Annotated in this window: 21 protein-coding genes; 11 read left to right on the top strand and 10 right to left on the bottom strand. The window is 38.4% G+C overall.

The genetic code is table 11. From position 1 onward, the window contains the following. Window positions 1–584: 584 nt before the first annotated feature. Window positions 585–2201, bottom strand: a complete 1617-nt coding sequence (gene cysN, locus FTV17_RS00330) for a sulfate adenylyltransferase subunit CysN (protein ID WP_179997708.1) — start codon at window positions 2199–2201, stop codon at window positions 585–587. 125 nt (window positions 2202–2326) lie between these two features. Then, window positions 2327–3241, bottom strand: a complete 915-nt coding sequence (gene cysD / locus FTV17_RS00325; RefSeq protein ID WP_035266686.1) for a sulfate adenylyltransferase subunit CysD — start codon at window positions 3239–3241, stop codon at window positions 2327–2329. A gap of 141 nt (window positions 3242–3382) precedes the next feature. On the opposite strand from cysD, the gene FTV17_RS00320 reads away from it, so the two are divergent. Together FTV17_RS00320 and FTV17_RS00315 are read left to right on the top strand one after the other, a co-directional pair. Continuing rightward, window positions 3383–3826 (top strand): GNAT family N-acetyltransferase, encoded by a 444-nt coding sequence (locus FTV17_RS00320; protein WP_179997707.1) that lies wholly within the window; start codon window positions 3383–3385, stop codon window positions 3824–3826. A 15-nt stretch (window positions 3827–3841) separates the two neighbouring features. Then, on the top strand, window positions 3842–4369 hold the full coding sequence (locus FTV17_RS00315) for a hypothetical protein (protein ID WP_179997706.1): 528 nt from the start codon (window positions 3842–3844) through the stop codon (window positions 4367–4369). A 48-nt stretch (window positions 4370–4417) separates the two neighbouring features. Here FTV17_RS00315 and FTV17_RS00310 read toward each other — a convergent pair whose 3' ends face one another. Both FTV17_RS00310 and lysS read right to left on the bottom strand, forming a co-directional pair. Next, window positions 4418–5866: a capsule assembly Wzi family protein gene (locus FTV17_RS00310; RefSeq protein ID WP_179997705.1), complete on the bottom strand. Its 1449-nt coding sequence runs from the start codon at window positions 5864–5866 to the stop codon at window positions 4418–4420. A 299-nt stretch (window positions 5867–6165) separates the two neighbouring features. Further along, window positions 6166–7695, bottom strand: a complete 1530-nt coding sequence (gene lysS, locus FTV17_RS00305) for a lysine--tRNA ligase (RefSeq protein ID WP_179997704.1) — start codon at window positions 7693–7695, stop codon at window positions 6166–6168. 249 nt (window positions 7696–7944) lie between these two features. Between lysS and FTV17_RS00300 the strand changes: the two genes are divergently transcribed. Beyond that, window positions 7945–8457 carry a YqiA/YcfP family alpha/beta fold hydrolase gene (locus FTV17_RS00300; RefSeq protein ID WP_179997703.1) on the top strand — a complete coding sequence of 171 codons (513 nt, stop codon included), beginning with the start codon at window positions 7945–7947 and terminating at the stop codon, window positions 8455–8457. Between the two features lie 31 nt (window positions 8458–8488). Here the strand turns inward: FTV17_RS00300 and FTV17_RS00295 are convergent, their stop codons facing one another. Next, window positions 8489–9025: an adenine phosphoribosyltransferase gene (locus FTV17_RS00295; RefSeq protein WP_035266671.1), complete on the bottom strand. Its 537-nt coding sequence runs from the start codon at window positions 9023–9025 to the stop codon at window positions 8489–8491. A gap of 491 nt (window positions 9026–9516) precedes the next feature. Between FTV17_RS00295 and rubA the strand changes: the two genes are divergently transcribed. From rubA to oxyR, 4 genes are all read left to right on the top strand, one after another. Then, on the top strand, window positions 9517–9681 hold the full coding sequence (rubA, locus tag FTV17_RS00290) for a rubredoxin RubA (protein ID WP_000760495.1): 165 nt from the start codon (window positions 9517–9519) through the stop codon (window positions 9679–9681). A gap of 79 nt (window positions 9682–9760) precedes the next feature. Further along, the gene (locus FTV17_RS00285) at window positions 9761–10939 is read left to right on the top strand and encodes an NAD(P)/FAD-dependent oxidoreductase (protein ID WP_179997702.1); all 1179 of its coding nucleotides are present in this window, start codon (window positions 9761–9763) and stop codon (window positions 10937–10939) included. A 62-nt stretch (window positions 10940–11001) separates the two neighbouring features. Continuing rightward, window positions 11002–11937, top strand: a complete 936-nt coding sequence (locus FTV17_RS00280) for an alpha/beta fold hydrolase (RefSeq protein WP_092766881.1) — start codon at window positions 11002–11004, stop codon at window positions 11935–11937. A 16-nt stretch (window positions 11938–11953) separates the two neighbouring features. Next, a complete protein-coding gene (gene oxyR / locus FTV17_RS00275) occupies window positions 11954–12859 on the top strand; it encodes a LysR family transcriptional regulator OxyR (protein WP_179997701.1) in 906 nt (301 codons plus the stop codon). A 51-nt stretch (window positions 12860–12910) separates the two neighbouring features. On the opposite strand, the gene ppk1 is transcribed toward oxyR, so the two are convergent. Both ppk1 and mtgA read right to left on the bottom strand, forming a co-directional pair. Further along, a complete protein-coding gene (gene ppk1 / locus FTV17_RS00270) occupies window positions 12911–14989 on the bottom strand; it encodes a polyphosphate kinase 1 (RefSeq protein WP_035266707.1) in 2079 nt (692 codons plus the stop codon). Window positions 14990–15112: 123 nt separating this feature from the next. Beyond that, window positions 15113–15787, bottom strand: a complete 675-nt coding sequence (mtgA, locus tag FTV17_RS00265; protein ID WP_179997700.1) for a monofunctional biosynthetic peptidoglycan transglycosylase — start codon at window positions 15785–15787, stop codon at window positions 15113–15115. A 76-nt stretch (window positions 15788–15863) separates the two neighbouring features. Between mtgA and FTV17_RS00260 the strand changes: the two genes are divergently transcribed. Then, complete coding sequence (locus FTV17_RS00260) at window positions 15864–16676, top strand: rhomboid family intramembrane serine protease (protein WP_179997699.1); 813 nt, start codon at window positions 15864–15866, stop codon at window positions 16674–16676. Window positions 16677–16707: 31 nt separating this feature from the next. On the opposite strand, the gene FTV17_RS00255 is transcribed toward FTV17_RS00260, so the two are convergent. Beyond that, the gene (locus FTV17_RS00255; protein WP_179997698.1) at window positions 16708–19194 is read right to left on the bottom strand and encodes an ABC transporter permease; all 2487 of its coding nucleotides are present in this window, start codon (window positions 19192–19194) and stop codon (window positions 16708–16710) included. Then, entirely contained in the window at window positions 19191–19904 is a 714-nt protein-coding gene (locus tag FTV17_RS00250) for an ABC transporter ATP-binding protein (protein WP_373687173.1), read from the bottom strand. Before FTV17_RS00250 ends, FTV17_RS00255 begins: the two co-directional genes overlap by 4 nt. A gap of 41 nt (window positions 19905–19945) precedes the next feature. On the opposite strand from FTV17_RS00250, the gene FTV17_RS00245 reads away from it, so the two are divergent. Beyond that, complete coding sequence (locus FTV17_RS00245; RefSeq protein WP_035266652.1) at window positions 19946–20590, top strand: arylesterase; 645 nt, start codon at window positions 19946–19948, stop codon at window positions 20588–20590. Between the two features lie 76 nt (window positions 20591–20666). Here FTV17_RS00245 and FTV17_RS00240 read toward each other — a convergent pair whose 3' ends face one another. After that, window positions 20667–21281, bottom strand: coding sequence for a carbonic anhydrase (locus FTV17_RS00240; RefSeq protein ID WP_035266649.1), 615 nt, complete (start codon window positions 21279–21281; stop codon window positions 20667–20669). Between the two features lie 321 nt (window positions 21282–21602). On the opposite strand from FTV17_RS00240, the gene FTV17_RS00235 reads away from it, so the two are divergent. Both FTV17_RS00235 and FTV17_RS00230 read left to right on the top strand, forming a co-directional pair. Beyond that, the gene (locus tag FTV17_RS00235) at window positions 21603–22613 is read left to right on the top strand and encodes an alpha/beta fold hydrolase (RefSeq protein WP_179997696.1); all 1011 of its coding nucleotides are present in this window, start codon (window positions 21603–21605) and stop codon (window positions 22611–22613) included. Between the two features lie 17 nt (window positions 22614–22630). After that, window positions 22631–23629: a hypothetical protein gene (locus FTV17_RS00230; RefSeq protein WP_179997695.1), complete on the top strand. Its 999-nt coding sequence runs from the start codon at window positions 22631–22633 to the stop codon at window positions 23627–23629. The last annotated feature ends 36 nt before the right edge of the window (window positions 23630–23665 follow it).

Raw genomic sequence — 23665 nt, 5'->3', positions numbered from 1 at the left:
CTAATCATTTCATCTCATTTAATTTAGCACCAATGCGATCTCTATTCCTATATTTTTCAAGTTTCAAGCATACAAAACATGATCCAATAACGTTAAAATTTTGAACCTTGAGGCATGATTTAATAATTTTTCTTAGCAAATGAATATTAAATAGAATGGATTAGTTTCCATCTTAATCAAGACTCTTGAGCGATAAAAAAATATTTAACTTAAAACGATGATTTTATTTTTTAGCTTTTCTACTCTACGAAAATATTTTAAGTTTTTAGTTCAATTTTACCGTTAATCTCTATTCTTTAGATTCAAGGCATTTTTTTTGCAGTTTTTGCATAGCCTCTCTAGGCATAGGCGCTGTCATCATTTGTTGGTATTCTAAACAAGCTTTACTAGGGTGTTTTTGTTGTATCGGAGCATTAACACACGCCGTTAAGAGCATCAAAAGCAAATACGCTAATATTTTCATAATATCTTTAATTTATCGTTAGTGTTCATTCTATCTTAGCTCATTAGGACTACTGTGGTCGTTATTAAAATTTAAATAGAAAAACCCGCCATCAGGCGGGTTTTTTTTAAATCAGTCAATCTTAAAGACGAACCAACTCAATAATCTTCTCAGCAAGCTCTTCAACTGCTTCGACAGCAAAACTTGCATCAGTACCTGTTGCAGTATCGGTAATCACTACCACACCAGTTTCACGTAATAATGCAACGTGTTCAGCAGTTAAGCCCGCTTTAGCAATCGCAACAACACCTTGTTGGATCAATAAGCTTTCTAATACTTGTGCATTCACAATTGCAGCATTTGATACAGTTACCGCAGCAGGTTTTTGACCCAAACGCGCCGCACGTGCTTCTGATGTTACAGGCTCATTATGTGCAGTCCACTCAACTGCCTCTTCAACCATACCTGCACCAACTGTAACGTTGCTTAAGCGGTCAATAAAGATAAATGAACCTGTGTAACGGCTATCTTGATAACGGTCAAATACGACTGGCGCATCAAATTCAATCGTTACATTCGCAATCGCATTCAGCTCTAAGTTTTCAACTTGAACTTTTTCAAGCGTATTTACGTTTGTACGGAAGTTAATTGCTGTTACCTTAGCAGGAACAGTTTGCGTACCAATCTTCACGTTATATAACTTACCAATCGCAAGCGGTTGGTCAGCCATCCATACAACAGTCGCTTGAACAGAACGAGAAATTGCCGGTACTTCTTGGTCTGCACGTACAAGTACGTTACCACGAGAAATATCAATCTCGTCGTTTAACGTTAATGTCACTGCTTGACCAGCAACTGCACGTTCTAAGTTACCATCAAAAGTAACGATTTCTTTAACTGTAGATGATTTACCTGATGGCAACGCGGTAATCGTATCTCCAACGTTGATATCACCTAGTGCGATCGTACCGCAGAAACCACGGAAATCGAGGTTAGGACGGTTCACATACTGTACAGGGAAGCGGAAGTCAGCTTTAGCTGAAGTACGATTAATCTCAACAGATTCAAGCGTACCCATCAAAGTTTCGCCTGTGTACCACGGCGTATTTGGAGATTTGTTTACAACGTTATCACCATTTAACGCAGAAATCGGCGTAAAGATGATGTTAGATGGTTTACGGTCACCCAATTGTGCAACAAAGCCTGCGTATTCTGTTTGAATCTCATTAAAGCGTGCTTCAGAGAACTCAACCAAGTCCATTTTGTTGATCGCAACAATAATGTTCTTAATACCAAGTAAGCTTGCAATATACGTATGACGACGTGTTTGTGTCTGAACACCGTAACGCGCATCAATTAAAATGATCGCAAGGTCACACGTAGACGCACCTGTAGCCATGTTACGTGTGTATTGTTCATGCCCCGGAGTGTCGGCAATAATGAACTTACGTTTTTCTGTAGAGAAATAACGGTAAGCTACATCAATAGTAATACCTTGTTCACGCTCTGCTTGTAAACCATCTACAAGTAGCGCTAAGTCAGGTGCATCACCTGTTGTACCGACTTTTTTAGAATCACGTGTCACTGCTTGCAATTGATCTTCATAAATCAATTTTGAATCGTAAAGTAAACGACCAATTAAAGTTGATTTACCATCATCTACGTTACCGCAAGTCAAAAAGCGTAATAAGTCTTTATTTTCGTGTTGTTTTAAATAACCCAAGATATCTTGGCTAATCAAATCTGATTGATGAGACATGGCTCATAGCTCCACAAATATGTTGAAATCGGTGTATTTGAATCCCCCTCGTTCCCCCTTTGAAAAAGGGGGATGACTCCTCTCTTTTACAAAGAGATGAGCAGCACTGCTGCGCAAGAGAGATTCTAGAAGTAACCTTCTTGCTTTTTCTTTTCCATCGAGCCCGCTTCATCATGGTCAATCATTCGACCTTGGCGCTCAGAACTGGTTGCAAGCAACATTTCTTGGATAATTTCTGGCAAAGTGTTAGCAGTTGACTCCACCGCACCTGTCAATGGGTAACACCCCAAAGTACGGAAACGAACCGATTTCATTTGTGGAACTTCGCCTTCTTTTAAAGGCATACGCTCATCATCCACCATAATTAACGTACCACTACGCTCAACCACAGGGCGTTCTGCCGCCAAGTACAATGGAACAAGTGGAATACTTTCTAAGTAAATATATTGCCAAATATCAAGCTCAGTCCAGTTCGACAATGGGAACACACGGATACTTTCACCTTTGTTCACTTTACCATTGTAAAGATTCCAAAGTTCTGGACGCTGGTTTTTAGGATCCCAACGATGTTTATCATCACGGAATGAATACACACGTTCTTTGGCACGTGATTTTTCTTCATCACGGCGAGCACCACCAAATGCAGCATCGAACTTGTATTTATCTAATGCCTGTTTTAAACCCTGAGTTTTCATGATATCAGTATATTTCGAACTACCATGATCAAATGGGTTAATCCCAGCATCCTTACCTTCTTTATTTTGGTGGACGATAAGATCGAAACCGTGTTGCTTAGCCATATTGTCGCGGAAAGCAATCATGTCCTTAAATTTCCAACCTGTATCTACATGTAACAGTGGAAAAGGGAGTTTTGCAGGATAGAATGCTTTAAGCGCTAAATGCAGCATAACTGCCGAGTCCTTACCAATCGAATAAAGCATGACTGGATTTTCGAATTCTGCAGCAACTTCGCGAATGATATGAATACTCTCAGCTTCAAGCTGTTTAAGATGAGTAAGTCTTTCCTCATTTAATGACATGGACAACACCAGCTAGAATATGTGTACTTATGACACTTTTGAAAATTTATATTCATTATAGTGATTTAGACAACGGAGCTTTATCTCGTTTTTTTATATTAATATACTCAAATAGAATATAAGCAAAGAGACAATCTAATTATGATAACAATTACAGGCCTTTCAAATATAAAATACCAAGAATGGTTAGCCCTTTGGTCAGCTTACCTTGAATTCTACAAGACCGAATTGAATCCTCAACAAGCGGCTCTGACTTTCAAACGATTATCTGATGCGTCGCAAACCGATATGTTTGGCTATGCCATTATAAAAAATCAAAACGTCGTCGGAATTGTACATCTCATTTCTCACGCAAGCACTTGGACTAAACTCCCTTATTGTTATCTCCAAGATTTGTTTATTGATGCAAATTATAGAAATCAGGGCTTAGCCAGGAAATTAATAGAATTTAGCTATGACGAATGTAAAAATAATTATGATAGAGTGTATTGGTTAACCCATAAAAGCAATGATAACGCTAGACTTTTGTATAATCGTGTTGCAACCGAGACAGGATTCATTCAATATAAAAAATCTCTAAATTAGTTATTTTTATCTCCCATGCTTAGCCTTGAATCTCTTAAACAACATTTAGAGCGAGCTCAAATTGCTGGTCATATTTATCAGCATCATCAAATTCTAGTGTTACAAGAACCGTTTACTGAAAATGGTTATGCTTTAAATATTTTTGTTCAGCACGAGTTAACTGCTGATCAAATTGGCTTACAGTTTGCTGTTGAACATACTGATCAAAAACTAAAGTTCTTGATTGGCGTTACACACAGCAATCAAGATCATAGAAGTGAAATTAGTATTGGTCATTTAAAAGGCAATCAAAAAGCTTTTAATTTGTGCTACGCCTTTTACAACTATCCAAAACATTTTTTTGTAGTTGAAACAGATTTATATGCGAACGCTGAACAATTTAAAGACTGCTTAGAAAAGCAATTATTCAGTCAACCTGAGCTTAGTTTTTTAGACACAGCCACTAAAGTAAATCCAATGGGGCAGAATTACCCATGGATGAAGGATTATATCGCGCAACTTAGCTTAGAAATGAAAGTTCGGATACAAACAAGTCTCATGTAAAAAAAGCCACCTTTTCAGGTGGCTTTTTCAAATGCTAATCTAAGAATATTAACGTCCTAATTTTTTGACATCTAAAGGTATTTCAATACCAACAGAAGCACCTGCATCATTACCATGACGATCTGAATCTGCAATCCAACCATCAATCTTTAATGGCAAATTCGGCTTCACAAAATGCGTCCAAGTTAAATCTAATGCTTGGATATCATCTTCCTCAGAAAATGCAGCATTGGTATCTCGATTTGATTGATTTACTTTTGCAAATAATACGCGACCTGAAAGTCTATTCATGGCATCAAAACGAATATTTCCACCCAAAGAAATCATCTCACCATCTCCTCCAATCGCATGTGCAAGAGGATAGCCATGTTGATAATATCCATCTGTATAAACACTGTGATTATAAGATATTCCTTGGGCCTTCCCATTTGTAGTGGTGTCTACCCACTCAGCATAAACTTGATAAGGCATTTTTTTTAAAGATGAAGAATAATCCACCCCAGCCTGATACATTTTCTTAGCAGGTAAGCCACCTGCTTCATCTTCCCCCACGTATTGAGCATAGACGCCGATTGGCTGGTTCAATAAATAGCTTAGATTCAAACGCGCATCAAATCCAGCAATCTGGTTAGATGGATTAACAGTATCCCCGTAAACATTATCCTTACCAATCCAAGCATCCCAGAGAGTTCCTAAATCCTCAGGGCGACCTTCACCACCCCATTGAATCATGCGTGATGCACCGAACTCTAAATAAGGTAAAGGTTGTGCGGTCAAACGCAAACCAATAATTTTAGCATCAGGAACTGCTTTATAATCATCTAACTGGCCCCCAAAAGCTTGGTATTGCCAAGGCCCGATCCATGAGAGCCATTTATGGTCAAAAGCAGACTGTTCAGCACGCTGTAGAGTGAAACCATATACTGGTCGACTTGCGTCTCCACGTATCAAACTACCATCGTGTGCAGGCCCCCAGTAGGTTGGAATCTGACCCGCAATGAGCCATTGATTCCAAAGTTTACCCGCAAGATATGAACCTTCTAGGTTAACGTCTTGACCATTGTCTATCTGAGGGTCTTTTTCACCTCTAACTTTGAACTTCGCATCCCAATTTTGCCCTCCAAGATTTAACTCAGCACCAAGCGCGTATTGTGCTTTTTGATAATCGGCAAAAGATTGTGGGATTTTCTTTTGATCACTCTCCACGAAAGCATCAACTTTTAATGTTTCATTTTGCTGCTGAATCGCTCTTTCGACTTCCTGAATAACCTTTTGTTGTTCGATGGAGTTAATTTTAGCATTGGTGAGGGCACGTTGGACTTCATCACCACTTAGCGGCCATGTCGAGGTGCTTATTTGAATCACACCTTGTTGATTCAGCCAATTTAAATCATTTCTCAGGTTTTCATCGTTGAGGAGAATGCCATTGGCAAAGACCAATGGACTAGAAAATAGTAAGCTCGATGAAAGGATTTTTATAAGTCTATTCGGGTTCATCACAAATCAATTTAGGATTATATCTTATTGATTATTTGAATTTTTAATTTATAAATCCATTAACTTTACATTAAGTATTTAATTAGATACATTTAATAACATTGTGTAAATATTTTGATAAACATACAGCTGGTTAGACAGATTAGCTTTAATGATAATTTTCTATATTTTTTATCCCCTTAATTAAATATTTTGTGATTAAAACCTCAAAATACACTCACACTAAAAAATTTAAATTTAATTTTATGTTAAGAAAAATAAAAAAAGCCCTTCAAAGAAGGGCTTTTTTTATTTCACTATTACGCATTTTTGTGACGCATATGTGGGAATAAGATCACATCGCGAATACTTGGTGCATTGGCAAATAGCATTACCAGACGATCAATACCAATCCCTTCACCTGCTGTAGGAGGTAAACCATATTCAAGCGCCTCAACGAAGTCGGCATCATAGTGCATTGCTTCATCATCACCCGCATCTTTTTCAGCTACCTGTGCTTGGAAACGCTCAGCCTGGTCAATTGGGTCATTTAACTCTGAGAAGCCATTTGCAAGCTCACGACCGCCAATGAAGAACTCAAAACGGTCAGTAATGTGCGGGTTGTCATCGTTACGACGTGCCAATGGAGAGGTTTCCGCAGGATATTCAGTAATGAAGGTCGGTTGACGAAGTTTCGTTTCTACAGTTTCTTCAAATACAATCGTTTGAAGCTTACCTAGACCAAAACCTGGCTTCACTTGCTCTTTAAGTTCATTCTTAACAAACTCAGCTAAGAACTCGCGATCATTTACATTTTCAGGTGTAAATTGTGGGTTATGTTCAAGAATTGCATCAAACATTGAGATTTTCTTGAATGGACCTTTGAAGCTATACACTTCTTCGCCATAAGGTACATCTGTCGAACCTAAGATATCAATGGCTAACTTTTCAAGCATTTGCTCGGTCAATTCCATTAAATCTTTGTAATCTGCATATGCTTGGTAGAATTCGATCATGGTGAATTCTGGGTTGTGACGTGTAGACACGCCTTCATTACGGAAGTTACGGTTAATCTCAAACACACGTTCAAAACCACCTACAACCAAACGCTTTAAGTAAAGTTCAGGTGCAATACGTAAGAATAATGGCATGTCTAAGGCATTGTGATGCGTTTCAAATGGACGCGCAGAAGCACCACCTGGAATCACATGCATCATTGGTGTTTCAACTTCCATATAACGTTGTTCAGTCAAGAAGTTACGAATACCAGCAACTACTTTTGCTCGAATTTCAAAAGTTTTACGCGTTTCTTCGTTAACGATCAAATCAAGATAACGTTTACGGTATTTAACTTCTGTATCTGTTAGACCGTGGAACTTATCTGGAAGAGGACGGAGTGATTTAGTGAGGAGTTCAAAATGTTCAATATGCACATAAAGATCACCTTTGCCTGAACGTCCAATGTAACCTTTAACGGCAATAATATCACCTAGATCAAGACCTTTAATGGTGTCTAAAGTCTCTGCAGATAATTCTTTACGTGCAACATAAAGCTGAATACGGCCTGTCATGTCTTGAATCACCATGAACGAACCGCGGTTCAACATCACTCGGCCCGCAACTTTGACATAAACTTTTTCACTGCCTTCAATTTCTTCTTTTGATTTATCAGCAAACTGATCCTGAAGGTCTTGTGCATAATGTTCACGCTTAAACGTGTTTGGCCAAGGGCTAGTACCCTGCTCTTGAGCCTTATCTTGAATCTGTTTTAACTTGGCATGACGCTGTGCGATTAAATCGTTTTCGGAAATGGCTTGTTCAGAAGTCGATTGAGCGTTTTGTTGCGTCATCTCTGCCTCGTAATTTTATTTAAAAAAGAAGTTGCATAGCATAGCAGAATTCCAAGTACTTGAGCATTAGAAAAAATAATCAGCCATTTGAAAAACGCTTAATTTCATCCACTAAAGTCTAGGTCTGAACATTTCTTAGACCAAAAGCTAAGTTGTACTTTGAATACAGCACTCTACAATCATCCTATAAATTGTGGAAAAGTATACTTTCAACACTCATAAAAAATACAATGGATTTAATGATGACTTATGAACACTCAAGAGCCTAAAGTATTGTTTATGCATGGATTAGATTCTTCAAGAGAATCTACCAAGTTTCAGGCAATTCTTTCTAAAAATAAATATTGCATTAATGTTGATTATCGAAATTTAAAATACGCTGCTGTTGAACGTTTTTATATCGATATGATCGAGAAAATTAAACCAGACATTTTAGTAGGACATAGTCTAGGTGGTTACTGGGCATTAAAGATGTCAAATCGATTTCAGCTTCCTGCTGTGATTGCAAATCCGAGCCTAATGCCATCTTTTGATCCTGATTATCCAGCGATTACAATTGAGGAGCTTCAATCCAAAACCTCATCTCAAATCGCTTATATCGAACTTGGTGATGAACTGATTGATATGCATAGTACCTCTGACTTATTAGAGCCATACATGTACGTTGAAAGTATTATTGGTGGCCGTCATCAACTGGAAAACCCTGATCGCCTGAATTACCTGATCGGATTAGTCAGCCACTCAAATCATCAATCACATTAAAAAAGCCTTGTGAATCACAAGGCTTTTCGACTTAAATTTGAGGTTTTGATTTATCGTCCAAAACAGACCAAATATTCATTCCTAAATCCGCGTGTAAGTCTGGCAAATCAAGGAAAATACTCGCCCCTAAAACAGTGTGCTGACATTTATCCATCAATTGCTTAACTGCTTTTAATGTACCACCTGTGGCCAATACATCATCAACAATAATCACTTTTTGAGCCTGTACATCCGCAGACATTTCTAAACGGTCCATGCCATACTCAAGGCTATAGCCCACACCAATTACTGGTGGTGGTAATTTTCCAGCTTTACGAACCAACAACAACCCCTTGCCAGTACGTTGCGCCAACAAACTCGCCAAAACAAACCCACGTGCTTCAACAGCAACGAAACTCTCTACCTCTGCCAATTGTTCCGCAGGAATACTTTCGATTAAGGCATCAGTTAAAGGTGCAATGCTCTGCATGAACAAAGGAGTTAAATCAAAGAAACAAATTCCTGGTTTTGGAAAATCTTGGACCGTACGAATGTGTGACCACAATGATGTAGACAAAGAAGTAGACATAGGAGATAAAAATTAGACAAAAGAATGCGTGAATTTTAACGAATTATTGACAAAAAATATAGCAAACATGAGCTAAGAAAAAACACCAACCAATATAACTTATTGATTTTTAATAAACCATTTTTTAATTAAATAATAAGTATAAAACACAAACAGTATAAATTTTATATGAATAGCTGGTAAATCAATACGCGACAAAAGTCTGACAATTTTTTTTAAATCATAATACATATAATTTTGGCAAATATTTCAAAGATTTAATGCTCAGTCCTATCATTCATTAGCATAATTAGCATGCGTTTTGTCCTAATCTGCCATTCAGCTTCTCTTTTAGTCAGCTAAACTCCGTTATTTACTTTACTTTCCACCTCGAACTGCGTAAAAATTTGCTTGAATATGAACGATAAAAATTCATATCACTTGAGTCTAGGTGTGAGAAAGATTTTGGCTGACACCAATAAATGGAATTGTCAGTATTTTTGGAGAATCAAATGAAAAAATATCAATGCATCGTTTGTGGATGGATTTATGACGAAGCAGAAGGCTGGCCACAAGATGGCATTGCTGCAGGCACTAAATGGGAAGATATTCCAGATGATTGGACTTGCCCAGATTGCGGCGTATCAAAAGCAGATTTTGAAATGATTGAAATCTAATACAGATTTCCTTTAAAGACCATTTTGATATGGTCTTTTTTCTTATTTACTAAAAAAATTATCAGTATTGGAGAGTACTATGCAACCGATCATCATTGTTGGCTCTGGCATGGCAGGTTACACATTAGCGCGAGAGTTTCGCAAACTGAATGCTGAACAAGCACTTGTTATGATTTGCTCAGATGATGCGGTGAACTATGCAAAACCAACTTTATCTAATGCACTTGTAGGTAAAAAAGCGCCAGAGCAAATTGCCTTAGGTGATGCTGAGAAAATGTCTGCGCAATTGAATATGCAAATTATTCATCATGCGACTGTAACTTCAATTTCTGCAGATCAACATCAATTGACCTACACAAAAAATGGACAAGTTGAAAACCTTATATACAGCAAATTAATATTAGCTGTAGGTGCTAACCCTATTCGTTTAGCCATTTCAGGTGATGGTGCTGATGATATTCATGTAGTTAACTCACTGATTGATTATCGTGAATTTCGCTCTAAGCTCGACCTTAAACAAGACAAGCGTGTTGTCATTTTAGGTGCAGGCCTCATTGGGTGTGAGTTTGCCAACGATTTGCAGAACACTGGTCATCAAGCGACTGTGATTGATCTTGCCCCACAACCTTTGGGTCGCCTTCTACCAGAACACGTTGCACATGCTTTCCAGCAAAATCTTGAAGAAACAGGTATTCAGTTTGCATTAAGCACCACTGTAGATCGTGTAAGTAAAAATTCAGACGAAAGCTATATCGTAACGCTTGCAAATGGACAGAGCTTTACAGCTGACGTTGTTCTTTCCGCTGTTGGCCTGCAACCCAATACATCAGTTGCACAAGAAGCAGGAATCCATACCAGCCGTGGAATTGTGACTAACACTTTAATGGAAACCAATAAGACCGATATTTATGCATTAGGTGATTGTGCAGAAGTAAATGGTTTACTGCTTCCGTATGTCATGCCAATTATGCAACAAGCACGTGCTTTAGCTAAAACATTGTCTGGTGAGAATACACAAGTTCATTATCCAGCGATGCCAGTCGCAGTGAAAACCCCTGCTGCACCACTGACTGTATTACCTGTACCTCAAGGTGTAGAGGCAACTTGGGAAACTGAAGAACTCGATGACGGAATGATTGCTAAAGCACTTGACCAAGAATCAACGCTTCGTGGATTTGTGCTACTTGGACCAACAGCAGCAAAGCAACGTTTAACATTGACCAAACTGGTTCCAGATTTAATTCCAGCTGCCGTTTAATTATTCGAAGATTTAGGGTATTTTCAAAATGAAAGTACCCTCTTAGTTTGGACACAATAACAATGAATAACGCACTAGAATATCAAGTTTCACCTTATGCTCCATTCATGCAAGAAAGTAAAGTGAGTCTAGGCAATGGGATCGACCTTCATATTGAAGTTGGGGGCAAGGCTGAACATCCTACGATTATTCTCATCATGGGACTGGGTGCGCAGATGCTTTTTTGGCCAGATTTTTTTTGCAAATCATTAATAGATCAAGGTTTCAGAGTCATTCGTTTCGATAACCGAGATATTGGGCTCTCAACAAAAATTAAGCACAAGGGACCTCGCCTCAATACATTTAAACTTATGGGTCGATTTGCTTTTGGTTTAGGAAATCAAGGCTCTCCTTACAATTTATACGATATGGCTGAAGATGTAGCCTTACTCATTGAACGATTAGGACTTGAAAAAGCGCATATTATTGGTGCATCAATGGGGGGAATGATCGCTCAGATATTGGCAGCAAAATATCCAGAAAAAGTGGATAAACTAGGATTATTATTTACCAGTAATAATCAGCCATTTCTTCCGCCACCATTTCCAAAACAATTATTTAGTCTTATTGGTCGCCCTGCATCGAATGATGAAGATGGTATTGTAAATCATAGTATTAAAGTCATTCAGACGATTGGTTCACCTGGTTACGTCAATCAATTGGAAGTTATTCAAAACGCTCGTAAATTATATAAGCGTAGTTATCATCCAGCGGGTGTACTTCAACAGTTTTTAGCAATATTATGTACAGGCTCATTAGTTTCTATCGATAAGCAAATTCAAAAGCCAACACTGGTTGTACATGGCTCAAAGGATCGTCTACTCCCTTTTAGCCACGGCAAGGCAGTATCAAAAGCAATATCAGGCGCAAAGTTTGAATTAATCGAAGGAATGGGGCATGATATTCCTGCGCATTTCATCCCACAACTGAGTGGTTTGTTTGCAAAACATTTTAAATGATAAACACTAGGACACTATGGCTGCATTACCATCCCTAAGACAGCTGTCATATCTCGTGACTCTGTCTGAGACGTTGCATTTTACAGAAGCAGCACGTCGCTCATTCGTTACTCAGTCTACGCTTTCTGGCGGGATTATGGAGCTCGAGCGTTTATTGGGTGGCGTTCTCGTTGAACGTGATCGCCAAAATGTACGTTTAACCCCTCTCGGTGAGCAAGTGGTTGCACGAGCACGTGTCCTTCTTGCTGATGCTCAAGATCTCATGCGACTGAGCCGTGAGATGAGCGAACCACTTACTGGTGACCTTCATTTAGGAATTATTCCAACAATTGCACCATTTATTTTGTCGCAATTGTTAGAAGAAGTTCATAAAGAGCTGCCTAAAATTCAACTACATCTTCATGAAGCACAGAGTGAGCATTTGGTTGAAAAGCTAGAACATGGCAATTTAGACATGATCATGTTAGCGCTCCCATTCGACACACGTGGCTTAAAAGTTGCTGAAGTTGCGAAAGAGAGTTTGTACTTAGTTGCAAATAAAGCTGACCACAAAACGTCGCAAGCTAAATCTCTAGAAGATCTTGATTTGACACACCTCATGTTACTTGAAGAAGGTCATTGCTTAAGAGACCATACTTTAAGTGTATGCCCTATCGGTGAACGCAAAAATGATCATCGTCTTAAAGCGAGCTCATTACCAACCTTGGTTGAAATGGTGAGTTCTAATCTGGGCTTTACATTACTACCTCAGATTGCGGTAAATACACATATGCTGAAAAATAATGATCAATTGGTGATCCGACCAATTGAGAATGCCCCTTCACGCATTCTGTCATTGGTGACGCGTAAAAGTACGCCATTGCAAAGCGAATTTGATGTCCTTTTACAAATTCTACAGCGCATTACTGCTGATATTTGCTAATAAGCCATCACAAAAAAGGAGCCATTTGGCTCCTTTTTTTATAAAAATTATTTAAGATTTAAAGAGCTCAAGCAATTTATGTTGCGCATTATGAGGAGTCTCACCTTCATCGCATTGCGCACGTGACCAAGTTCCATCACCATTTAACAACCAAGCTTGTTGATTATCTTTCATATAATTCAATAAACCATGTTGATAAATATGCTTTCTCAAAGTTGGATCCTCAACAGGGAAACAAACTTCAACACGATTAAATAAATTACGATCCATCCAGTCTGCGCTTGAACAATACAGTCGTGGTTGCCCTGCATTTCCAAAATAATACACACGTGTGTGCTCTAAGAATCGTCCAACGATAGAGCGCACACGGATATTCTCAGAAAGACCTGGTAAACCCGGTCTTAAGCAACAAATTGAACGTATGATTAAATCAATCTGCACACCAGCTTGTGATGCTTCATAAAGTTTATTAATCAGTTGCACTTCAGTCAGCGCATTCACTTTTACGATAATCTGAGCTGGCTTACCCGCTTTGGCATGAGCAATCTCTTCATCAATATAACTAATTAACTGTGTATGCAACGTAAATGGCGCATGAAGTAATTTCTTCAATTTTGCCATTTTGCCCATTCCAGTCAACTCTTGGAATATACGATGCACATCTTCACAAAGCTCTTTGTCCGTTGTCATCAATCCGTAATCGGTATAGATCCGGGCATTGGTTGCATGGTAATTCCCTGTACCTAAGTGCACATAACGAACCAATTTATTATTTTCACGGCGCACAACGAGAATCATTTTTGCATGTGTTTTATAGCCTACGATGCCATAAACCACCACAGCACCAGCCTCTTGCAAAACATTTGCTACTGCAATGTTTGACTCTTCATCAAATCGTGCTCGAAGCTCAATGACAGCTGTGACTTCTTTACCATTACGTGCAGCTTCAGCCAACACTTGAACAATCTCAGAATCAGGCCCACTTCGATATAATGTTTGCTTAATCGCTAAAACTTGTGGATCTCGTGCTGCCTCACGTAATAAATTAATAACTGGAGCAAATGATTCAAAAGGATGATGTAAAAGAATGTCCTGTTTCTTCATTGCAGAAAAAACATTTTCAGACTTCTTTAATACTTTAGGAATGACCGGCGTATGGGAGTCATATCTCAAATGCGGACGTTTAAAATTAGACACTAAACGTGCCAAGTTCACAGGTCCATCGACTTTATATAATTGTTCTTCATGTAAGTCGAATTCGTTGAGAAGATAATCATAAATATGTTTTGGACAATTTTCTGTCACTTCTAAACGGACAGCACGTCCGAATCGACGAGAGTTTAACTCCCCTTTTAATGCTTTTGCCAAATCTTCGACATCTTCATTAAGGGCTAAATCCGCATTTCGCGTCACACGGAATTGATAACATCCTGTCGCAGTCATTCCTGGGAATAAATCAGAGACATGCTCATGAATAATCGCTGACAGCATCACGTGGTGTTCTTTACCATCGGTTAACTCGTCAGGTAAACGAACCACACGTGGTAAAGAACGTGGCGCAGGGACAACGGCTAAATCAATCTGTCGTCCAAAAGCATCTTTACCTTCTAGCGTGACGATAAAGTTGAGTGATTTGTTGACTAAACGCGGGAATGGATGTGCTGGATCTAAACTAATTGGAGTAAGTACTGGCGCAACTTGTTCCTGAAAATATTTTTTAATCCATTGGGATTGAGCAGGTGTCAACTCTCCTCGACGTAAGAAGCAGATATCTTCTTCACGTAATTTTGGAAAAATTTCATCATTCAAAATACGATATTGACGCTCTATTGCAGCATGCGCAGTCTGTGAAATTTTCTCAAGAACTTGCTTTGGTGTTAACCCATCTGGACTACGGCTTTCATTACCGAGCTCCAATTGCTCCATAACACCCGCAACACGAATTTCAAAGAATTCGTCCATATTTCTTGAAAAAATCAATAAGAAATTCATTCGCTCAAGCAATGGATGCAATGGATCAACCGCTTGTTCTAAAACACGAAGATGAAAATCTAAAATCGAAAGTTCACGATTGATATATCGTTCATTATAAGTATATTCAGTTGGAGTATTTGTCATCGCGGTATTCATACCACAAACCTGCATGCTAAAGATCTGTCTTAAGTATGCTTCAAATTTATGACAATTTCATAAAAAATGCACATGATCACTGTGCATTTTTGATCTCACGAAAGTTTTTTAGACAATTACTTCTCACGGAATTCTTGAAGCATTCATGTAACGCAAAATAATACGCTGTTTATTTTTGAGTTTTCGATCTTGACGGTGATGTTGATAATAACGCGGATTCGGCAAAATCGCTGCCAAAAATGCGGCTTGCTCACGTGTTAGACTGCTTGCCGATTTTCCAAAATAGTGACGTGCTGCAGCTTCCACACCAAAGATATGATCTCCAAATTCAATAGAGTTCACATACACCTCAAGAATGCGTTGTTTTGACCACATACGCTCCATCATGACTGTGGCGACAGCCTCTTGTCCTTTACGCAAAAAAGAACGCTTATTAAATAAAAATAGATTTTTGGATAATTGTTGGGAAATGGTAGATCCACCCGCAACCACTTGTTCTTTTTCTTTATTTCTTTCCAAAGCATGTTTTATGCCGTCAAAATCAAAACCATGATGTTGCATAAATTTAGCATCTTCAGCTGCAATAATCGCACGTTTCAGATGATCACTGATATTCTCATAATCACGCCATTGATGCTGAATAGGCTTCGAACTGTCGGTCCAATATGTCCAACGCATGAGCATCGTTGTATCAACAGCATTGGTTCTCCACCATGCTAGACTTGAAAAAATCCATAGTTGAATTACAAGGATGATACTGACAATGACCAATAAAGTTCGAACAATAAATGCTTTCATGTCAGTGTGTTGCTCCTTTTATTAGCGTAGTGCATGCTTGACCTTAATCCATATCATTATCACAGAATACAATGACATGACTGAAATGCAACCACCCCAATTTCAAAGCCAATCACGTCTACCATTAAGTCAGATTACGTTTTTACTCATTACACTGAATGTTGGACTTTTTATATGGCAAATCTTTAGCGGGGTGGATGTATCAAACCCAGCAACAATAGATGCTTTACGCTGGGGTGCTGATTATGCACCGCTGACTTATTTAGAGGAACCCCTTCGGATCTTCAGCAGTACATTTTTTCATTTTGGTCTTATTCATTTAATGCTCAATATGTGGGCATTGTATATCTTTGGCAATGTCGCTGAGAAAACATTTGGGCATGTTTATTTTCTAGGCTTGTACCTATTAGCAGGCATTATGGGAAGCTTGGTCAGTGGACTGATTGATATTCGGAATAGTTACGAGCTATTGGAGCATGTCAATCGTGATTTATTTCCACGTGTATCCGCAGGTGCATCAGGTGCCGTTATGGGTTTGGGTGGTGCTTTAACGCTCTTATCTCTTTTTCCGCCTTTACCACAACAACAATTTCTCTTTGATCGTAAATCGCTGCTGATCATCTTGGCATTGAATATTGCTATGGGATTCATGATCCCTGGAATAAATAATGCAGCGCATATCGGTGGAATGTTGATGGGTGCAGTCATGGCTTTATGTTGGTACATCGGTCAACGATTTAGACTAGGCTTCACCACCACCATCGTGGTACTTCCTCTAGGCATCTTCTTATGTTGGCTCATGTATCAATATAATTTAGGCTTAGTGAGCGGAATACAACCCATTTGGGCTGAAATGTTGCAGCAAATGAAAATGCAATTGGCATACTAATTCCAATTGCATTTTTTAGACCTCATAAATTTTATGATTGATTGAGTTCGCGCAAGCTTTTTAATGGAGGAATCTCAGTTAAGTAGCTTAAACGATAACGACCAATCAGCGCACATAAGATCATCATGCTCATGGGTAGAATCACCCAGATTTCCCAATGCGGTTGTATTGCGAGATCCATTTTATAACTGGCGATCGCACTGATGACCTCAGCAAAAAAACACGATACTAAGCCAGCCATAAAACCGATAAATCCAATTTCTAAACTCAGCATATTTTTCAAATTGGATTTTGAGCTGCCAAATGATCTTAAAATCGCGACTTCTCGCTTTCGCTCATCCATCAATAAATTAATGCAAGCAATCAACACCAAAAAGCCTGAAACACTGACGAGAAGCGCAAGAATGGTAATAATCTGAACCAGAACAGATACTAAGTTTTTAATTTCCTCTAAAATTAAGGAAACATCGATAAATACAGTATTTGAGAACTGCTGAATTAGATTGACCAACTTGGATTTTTCATATTGAGGTACAAAAAAACTTCCTAAATAACTTCCAGCATTTTCATCCATCGTATTCGGTGCAAAAATGAAGAAAAAGTTTGGACTAAAGCTTTCCCACTCGACTGTTCTTAAATTTACAACATTGGCTTGAAGTTCCCCTTCTGGCAAGCTAAAACTGAGTTGATCACCCACTTTTATCCCTAACTCTTCAGCAAGATTTGCTTCAACAGAAACATCTCCCACCTGCTGCAATTGCGACTGCCCACTGACAATGACATTATCTTCTGGATAGCCTTGAGCTTGAGTCAAATTCAACTCTCGTCTGAGTGAGTTATTTTGCGCTCTTAATGATTCTGAAAATGGCTGACCATTATGTTTAATTAGGCGTCCGCGGATATTCGGATACAAGGGTGTACTTGGCCAACCTTCTTTTTCGATCTGAGCTTTAAATTGCTCAACTTCAAATGGAGGAAGACCATAAATAAATTGATTTGGCGTACCTTCAGGTAACTGTTGCTGCCAACGATCTAATAGATCCGTCCTTAATACAACAAGAACTGTAATCAGGCTCAGACCTAATGCAAGTGCAGTTATTTGAAGTGCTGTTTGATTAGGTACACGTACATAGGCTGACCATCTATTTTTCAAAGATTTAATCATCTTTAATAGCAACCAAACTATGCTGAACATACTTGCACACAATGCGAGGATCGTACCGATAACGAGCAATGAGAGCTGTATATTTTGAGTGAGCAAAATACAAAATAAAATAAGACTTACAGCTCCCGCTCCCAATAAGGTCAAGAGAGAACGCGTAGATTTAACATCCTCACGGATAACACGAATTGGAGGCGTATTTAAGAGCTGCATCAAACTTGGGACAATAAATCCAAACATCACAATGACACTGGTGAATATTGCAATCGGCAAAGGACCCAAAACCAAATCAAACAAGCTAAATTGGATGTCTAAATGCGGAATTAGTTGCAACATAAACTGCAATAAAATATAGCCTAGACCAATCCCTAACCCAGTACCGATGAACATCGCAATTGCGACGGCAATCATAAGCAATGCAATATAGTTCTTAAGAATTTGGAACTTTGCAGCCCCCATACATCTCATTAAAGCAACATGATCTTGATTTTGTTGAACGTACCGTTGACTGGTCAACGCAATTGCAATACCGCACAGTAAAATTGTAAGAATGTTTGCAAGCTGTAAAAAAGTATCTAGATTTTCAATTGGACGCATCAAGCGGGTATTCGCCTCATCCGCAGTTCTCAAGCGAATTGAGCTTTGGGTTTCCATTGCTTGCTGATCATCTGCATTTGGTTCAATCGTCTTTTTAGGATAGAGCTGATCAAAATATGCCGTCAACTCATTGAGTCTATTCGGCTCACCAGACATAAGCAGACGATATTCGATACGACTTCCGGGCTGAATCGCATTGGTTGCCGCAACATCAGATTGTGAAATGATCACTGTAGGTGAAAATGCTGAGAACCCGAGTTCTTGGTTAGAATCTTTTTCAATGACCCCTGTGACTTTAAAACTCGCATCTGCGATTTGAACCCTATCCCCTATTTTGACATTTAATAAATCTAAAGCACGTTGACTTAGCCATACTTCTCCTGACCGAATAGCAGTCTGATCAGGTTGAATAATGAGTTCACCACGTAGCGGATAATTGGACTCAATCGCTTTGACATTCACCATGACAAATTGTTCATCAGTATGTGCCATTGAACCAAAAACTGTCACTTGGGACTGTTGTAGATTGAGTTGACTTGCCTTCTGTTTAAATTTTTCATTGAGCGGATATTGATCACTCAACACTAGATCTGCAGCTTGAAGCTTAGCCGCCTGCAATGAAACAGCTTGTTGAATCTGATCATTACTGAACTTTAAAGCGGTTGTCGCACTAATCGCGAGACTCAATGCAAAAATGAGCAAATAAATCCCTGTGCTAGCAAAACTTTGCTTCAACAAAGGTTTAAATAGCGCACTCATACACGCTCTCCAGATGTTGAAGCACCTTGTACTTTTTGTAATTGACCATTGATCAATTCATAATGCGTCTCACATTTTTGTGCTAGCTTTTGATCATGGGTGACTAAAACCAATGTAGTGCCCAGCTCCCGATTCAAATCAAATAAAAGCTGTTCAGTCTCCTGGGCTGTCGTCCCATCTAAATTTCCCGTTGGTTCATCCGCAAATACAATTTTGGGCTCAGCAATTAAAGCGCGTGCAATTGCTACGCGTTGTTGTTCTCCCCCAGACAGTACTTTAGGTGTTTGAGTACTTTGACGATTTAAACCCACTTTATTCAACCAATAAAGGGCTTGTTGTTCTGCTTTGGCATAATCAAAATTCTTTTGAATTCTCAGCGGTAACATGACATTTTCAAGCGCAGATAAAGAAGGTAAAAGCTGAAAGGATTGAAATACAAAACCAATATTTTCAAGTCTAATTTGAGCGCGTTGCTCTTCGCTTAATTGCTCAACTGCTATACCATTAATCGACAATGTTCCTGAACTTGGCTGATCTAATGTCGCCAGAATTCCCAACAGTGTAGATTTTCCAGAACCCGATCTGCCTGTGATTGCGACTTGCTCGCCAGGATAAATTTGTAGATTTAGATTCTCAAAAATCGTCAACTTTTTTTGTTGGATCTGTATCGTTTGTGTCAATTGCTGTGCAGAAATTAACGCTTGTGGCATGATTGAAGAAGTTGAGTCATTACGAACCATAGAAAGCCTTTATGCAAATCAGTCAAAGTTTAAATATTGTTACGTTGAGAAAAACTGCCTTTTTATTTATCTGCAGTTGTCTGTTTCTTTTACCGATCAATAGCTTTGCAAAAACTATCCTTATTCTTGGTGATAGTTTAAGTGCTGGTTACGGCGTGCCCACCGAGAAAGGTTGGGTCAATCTTTTGCAAAAACGTCTTGATCAACAGTATCCGAAACAACATCGAGTGGTCAATGCAAGTGTCAGCGGTGAAACAACCAGTGGTGCATTAGCACGTTTGCCTAAATTGCTACAAACACACAAACCAGATATTGTCGTAATTGAATTGGGCGGTAATGACGGTTTACGAGGTCAACCTCCAAAAATGATTCAACAAAACCTAACTCGATTAGTTCAATTGAGCCAAAAATCTAATGCCAAAGTACTCATATTTGGCATGAAGATTCCTCCAAACTATGGCTCAGCGTATAGCAAAGCCTTTGAAAATAATTATAAAGTTGTGAGCCAGCAATTTAATGTGAAGTTGCTCCCTTTTTTTCTAGAAGGTGTTGCTGGAAATAATAAACTCATGCAAAAAGATCTGATTCATCCCAATGAACAAGCTCAACCTAAACTCTTAAATAATGCATATCCTTATATTAAAGGCGCTCTATAAAGTTATAGACATATAGATCCATAAATCCCAATCAATAAAAAAGCCAGCTTAAGCTGGCTTTTTTAAAATGCTGATATTAGAAGTCAAAGAATGTAACTTCACCTGTTTCAAGTGAGTATTCTGCACCTACAACTTTTAATTTACCTTGTGCAATCAAATTTTCCAACACCGCAGAACCATGGCGCAATTGGTTAACTGAAGCAAAAACATTTGAGCGAACCGCGTGCACTGAAAGTTTTTTCAGATCATCTTTTAACTCAGTTTGCATTAAAATTTCGACTGATGGACGTACGCGATTGACAATAGACATCAAATTAACAGAGGGCGGTTGTTGAGGATTACGTAATGCTTCAATCGTTGAGTCGATTGCGCCGCAATGTGTATGACCCAATACAATCACTAAAGGACAATTAAAACTTTCGGCTGCAAACTCCACACTTCCAACTTGAGATGGAGCTACGATATTGCCTGCTACACGAATAACAAATAAATCACCTAAGCCCTGATCAAAAACCATTTCAGCTGGAACACGTGAATCAGAACATCCTAATACAATCGCAAATGGCTCTTGAGTTTCAGCCATCTGAGCGCGCTCATGATGCGTCAATAATCGTTGATGCTTGGTTTGACCTTCAACAAAACGTTGATTACCAATTTTTAAACGTTCTAAAGCTTCTTGTGCAGTTAGCATCTTGTATCCATGGTTTATCAAGGTTTGAGGTAATTTTAATACTGTGCTTTTTGATTGTCACTGACAAAATTTAAACTCTGTTACAATTTTTGTTAATTGCTAAAAATATCTTCAATTTCTTCAAATCTGATGATTATGATCATTCCTTACTGAAACACTTTTGCACCTAACTCAATGCTCAAATTTATGTTTATGAAGCAAAACTTATTTAAATCGAGAACCAATTATCACAAAAATAGGATTTATTTTTTTACTTTTAACTACTACTTTATAAAAGTCACTTGATTATAATGTCGCCCTGTTTTAAGGGATTTCACCTGCATGTTTGTTCATTTTCCTTTACCCATATTAAAGCATCAACATTTATTTTCCATTTTACTCGCGTTAATGCTCAGCCTCGGTATCTCATCTACCCAAGCAAATACTGTTGAATTTATCGACTATCAAAAAGTTTTAAATGAAGAACGTGCTTGGGCAGGACTATCCAATAAAACGATTCGCGTCGGAGATGTTGTGTGGTCTTATAGCGAAGGTGGTCCTGCTGATCGACCTGCCTTGTTGCTAATTCATGGTATAGGCATGAATCGAGACAGTTGGAATCATGTAGCTCGGAATCTCACACAGCAATATCGTGTCATTATTGTTGACTTGCCTGGAAGTGGACAAACGCTAATACCAAAAGGATTTGACTTATCACTTCCTCATCTGACTGAACAGTTACGTCGTTTTGCAGAAGCATTACGCATTGAAAACCAGCTTAATCTAGCGGGTCACTCTGTCGGTGGATCAATCGGACTGTTGTATGCTGCTAAATATCCTCAAGAAATGAGAAGTTTATTTCTGATCAGTGCCGGTGGATTATTCAGAAGCAACAAAACATTCTTCCTTAATAACCCAATTTATTTAAAACAGCTTTTAATCTCACAACCTGGAGACTTGAATTATGTTTCTAGGAGAGTCATGCATAAAGCTCCCTTCGTACCCAGTTTAATCAAGAAACAACAAGAGCAAGCACTTATTCAACGTGCGGCGGATACATCTGAGCTGATTCATCAGCTTGTTAAACTCAATCAACAGTACACCGTTGAATCATTTGCTCAATTGTTAAAAAATATTGAGGTTGAAACATTGATTTTGTGGGGAAAACAAGATCAGATAGTGAATGTTGAAGTTGCACATGAATTAGGGACCGCCTTAAAAAAAGCACATCCCCCTATTCTATTAGATCAAATTGGTCATACACCTATCGTAGAAACACCTGATCTTGTGGCGCAACATTACTTAAGTTTTTTAAATAAGATGAATACCGTTAAAACGTCATCATCAAATTAAGGATATTGAGAATTTTCATGGAAAAAAATCCTAAAATCGAACAGTTGATTGAGGCACATTTGGCATTTCTTGATCATGAATTTTCTCAAGATGACACCATTGAAAATGAATTTTTATATTTTTATCAATGGTTTAGAAAACAATCTTTAAAGCAAATTTGGTCTTTCGAGGCGATTAATGCGCTGCTTCAAAAACAAATTCTAAATACGCCTGCAACTGATTCTCTCATTCAACAGATTGCGGAGCATATTCGATTTGCGTTGGTTCACCCGCTTAATGAAACGACTCAAATCGAAGATATTATCTCGGTTCACACCATTGATCGAATTGCACTTTATATTTCATCTAAAAGTGCTCACCGTCAAGCTCTAATTAAACGTATTGTGAACAATCCCGCATTTTCGAGTATGCTCACCGAGTTAATCCATCATTCTATTCAGGATTATATTGATAATTCAGTGATGAATAAAAAAGTACCCGGTGTCGGCCGCTTTATGAAAATGGGGAAATCAGTTCTTGAAAGTGTCACTGATTCCAATCTTGATGATACGGTCAAACATTATCTTCAAAAAAATATTATCAAGATCAGTCAAATTAGCGAACAAGTGATTAACCAACACTTTGATGACAATAAGCTATATCATTTCCAAGCCAATCTTTGGCACAAAATAAAGCAAGTACCACTCTCTGCTGTTAAAAACTATGTTGAGATCAATGATCTACCAAATACTGTAGCAATGGGACATGATATTTGGGATCACCTCCGTCAAACTGAATATCTAAAGCAACAAGTACACGATGGTATTTACACGTGGTATTGTCATAATCAAGACCGCTCTTTCGATCTGATCTTGCAAGATATCAATATCAATGAAAGCCTTGTTCAAAATGAACTGCAACAGTTGCTCAGTCCAGTAATTAAGCATATGATTTCTAGTGAACACCTTAAACAACGTGCACGTGTCTATCTTGAAAAATTTTATTATTCAGATCAAGCATTAGAAATTTTAAAATGATATTAAAAAAGCCGCTTTAAGCGGCTTTTATATGAC

The organism is Acinetobacter sp. YH12239 (assembly GCF_013417635.1).
Classification (GTDB): Bacteria; Pseudomonadota; Gammaproteobacteria; order Pseudomonadales; family Moraxellaceae; genus Acinetobacter.
The sequence above is the reverse complement of the archived record's forward strand: the minus strand, read 5'-3'. Positions and strand labels throughout refer to the sequence as shown.

What these genes read in the sequence shown, in the direction of transcription:
- lysS (WP_179997704.1), bottom strand. Translation starts at nt 7,695, where the DNA reads ATGACGCAACAAAACGCTCAATCGACTTCTGAACAAGCCATTTCCGAA.
- FTV17_RS00235 (WP_179997696.1), top strand. Translation starts at nt 21,603, where the DNA reads ATGTTTGTTCATTTTCCTTTACCCATATTAAAGCATCAACATTTATTT.
- FTV17_RS00320 (WP_179997707.1), top strand. Translation starts at nt 3,383, where the DNA reads ATGATAACAATTACAGGCCTTTCAAATATAAAATACCAAGAATGGTTA.
- FTV17_RS00315 (WP_179997706.1), top strand. Translation starts at nt 3,842, where the DNA reads ATGCTTAGCCTTGAATCTCTTAAACAACATTTAGAGCGAGCTCAAATT.
- FTV17_RS00300 (WP_179997703.1), top strand. Translation starts at nt 7,945, where the DNA reads ATGAACACTCAAGAGCCTAAAGTATTGTTTATGCATGGATTAGATTCT.
- ppk1 (WP_035266707.1), bottom strand. Translation starts at nt 14,989, where the DNA reads ATGAATACCGCGATGACAAATACTCCAACTGAATATACTTATAATGAA.
- cysN (WP_179997708.1), bottom strand. Translation starts at nt 2,201, where the DNA reads ATGTCTCATCAATCAGATTTGATTAGCCAAGATATCTTGGGTTATTTA.
- rubA (WP_000760495.1), top strand. Translation starts at nt 9,517, where the DNA reads ATGAAAAAATATCAATGCATCGTTTGTGGATGGATTTATGACGAAGCA.
- cysD (WP_035266686.1), bottom strand. Translation starts at nt 3,241, where the DNA reads ATGTCATTAAATGAGGAAAGACTTACTCATCTTAAACAGCTTGAAGCT.
- FTV17_RS00280 (WP_092766881.1), top strand. Translation starts at nt 11,002, where the DNA reads ATGAATAACGCACTAGAATATCAAGTTTCACCTTATGCTCCATTCATG.
- mtgA (WP_179997700.1), bottom strand. Translation starts at nt 15,787, where the DNA reads ATGAAAGCATTTATTGTTCGAACTTTATTGGTCATTGTCAGTATCATC.
- FTV17_RS00230 (WP_179997695.1), top strand. Translation starts at nt 22,631, where the DNA reads ATGGAAAAAAATCCTAAAATCGAACAGTTGATTGAGGCACATTTGGCA.
- FTV17_RS00255 (WP_179997698.1), bottom strand. Translation starts at nt 19,194, where the DNA reads ATGAGTGCGCTATTTAAACCTTTGTTGAAGCAAAGTTTTGCTAGCACA.
- FTV17_RS00245 (WP_035266652.1), top strand. Translation starts at nt 19,946, where the DNA reads ATGCAAATCAGTCAAAGTTTAAATATTGTTACGTTGAGAAAAACTGCC.
- FTV17_RS00295 (WP_035266671.1), bottom strand. Translation starts at nt 9,025, where the DNA reads ATGTCTACTTCTTTGTCTACATCATTGTGGTCACACATTCGTACGGTC.
- FTV17_RS00310 (WP_179997705.1), bottom strand. Translation starts at nt 5,866, where the DNA reads ATGAACCCGAATAGACTTATAAAAATCCTTTCATCGAGCTTACTATTT.
- oxyR (WP_179997701.1), top strand. Translation starts at nt 11,954, where the DNA reads ATGGCTGCATTACCATCCCTAAGACAGCTGTCATATCTCGTGACTCTG.
- FTV17_RS00260 (WP_179997699.1), top strand. Translation starts at nt 15,864, where the DNA reads ATGACTGAAATGCAACCACCCCAATTTCAAAGCCAATCACGTCTACCA.
- FTV17_RS00250 (WP_373687173.1), bottom strand. Translation starts at nt 19,904, where the DNA reads ATGCCACAAGCGTTAATTTCTGCACAGCAATTGACACAAACGATACAG.
- FTV17_RS00240 (WP_035266649.1), bottom strand. Translation starts at nt 21,281, where the DNA reads ATGCTAACTGCACAAGAAGCTTTAGAACGTTTAAAAATTGGTAATCAA.
- FTV17_RS00285 (WP_179997702.1), top strand. Translation starts at nt 9,761, where the DNA reads ATGCAACCGATCATCATTGTTGGCTCTGGCATGGCAGGTTACACATTA.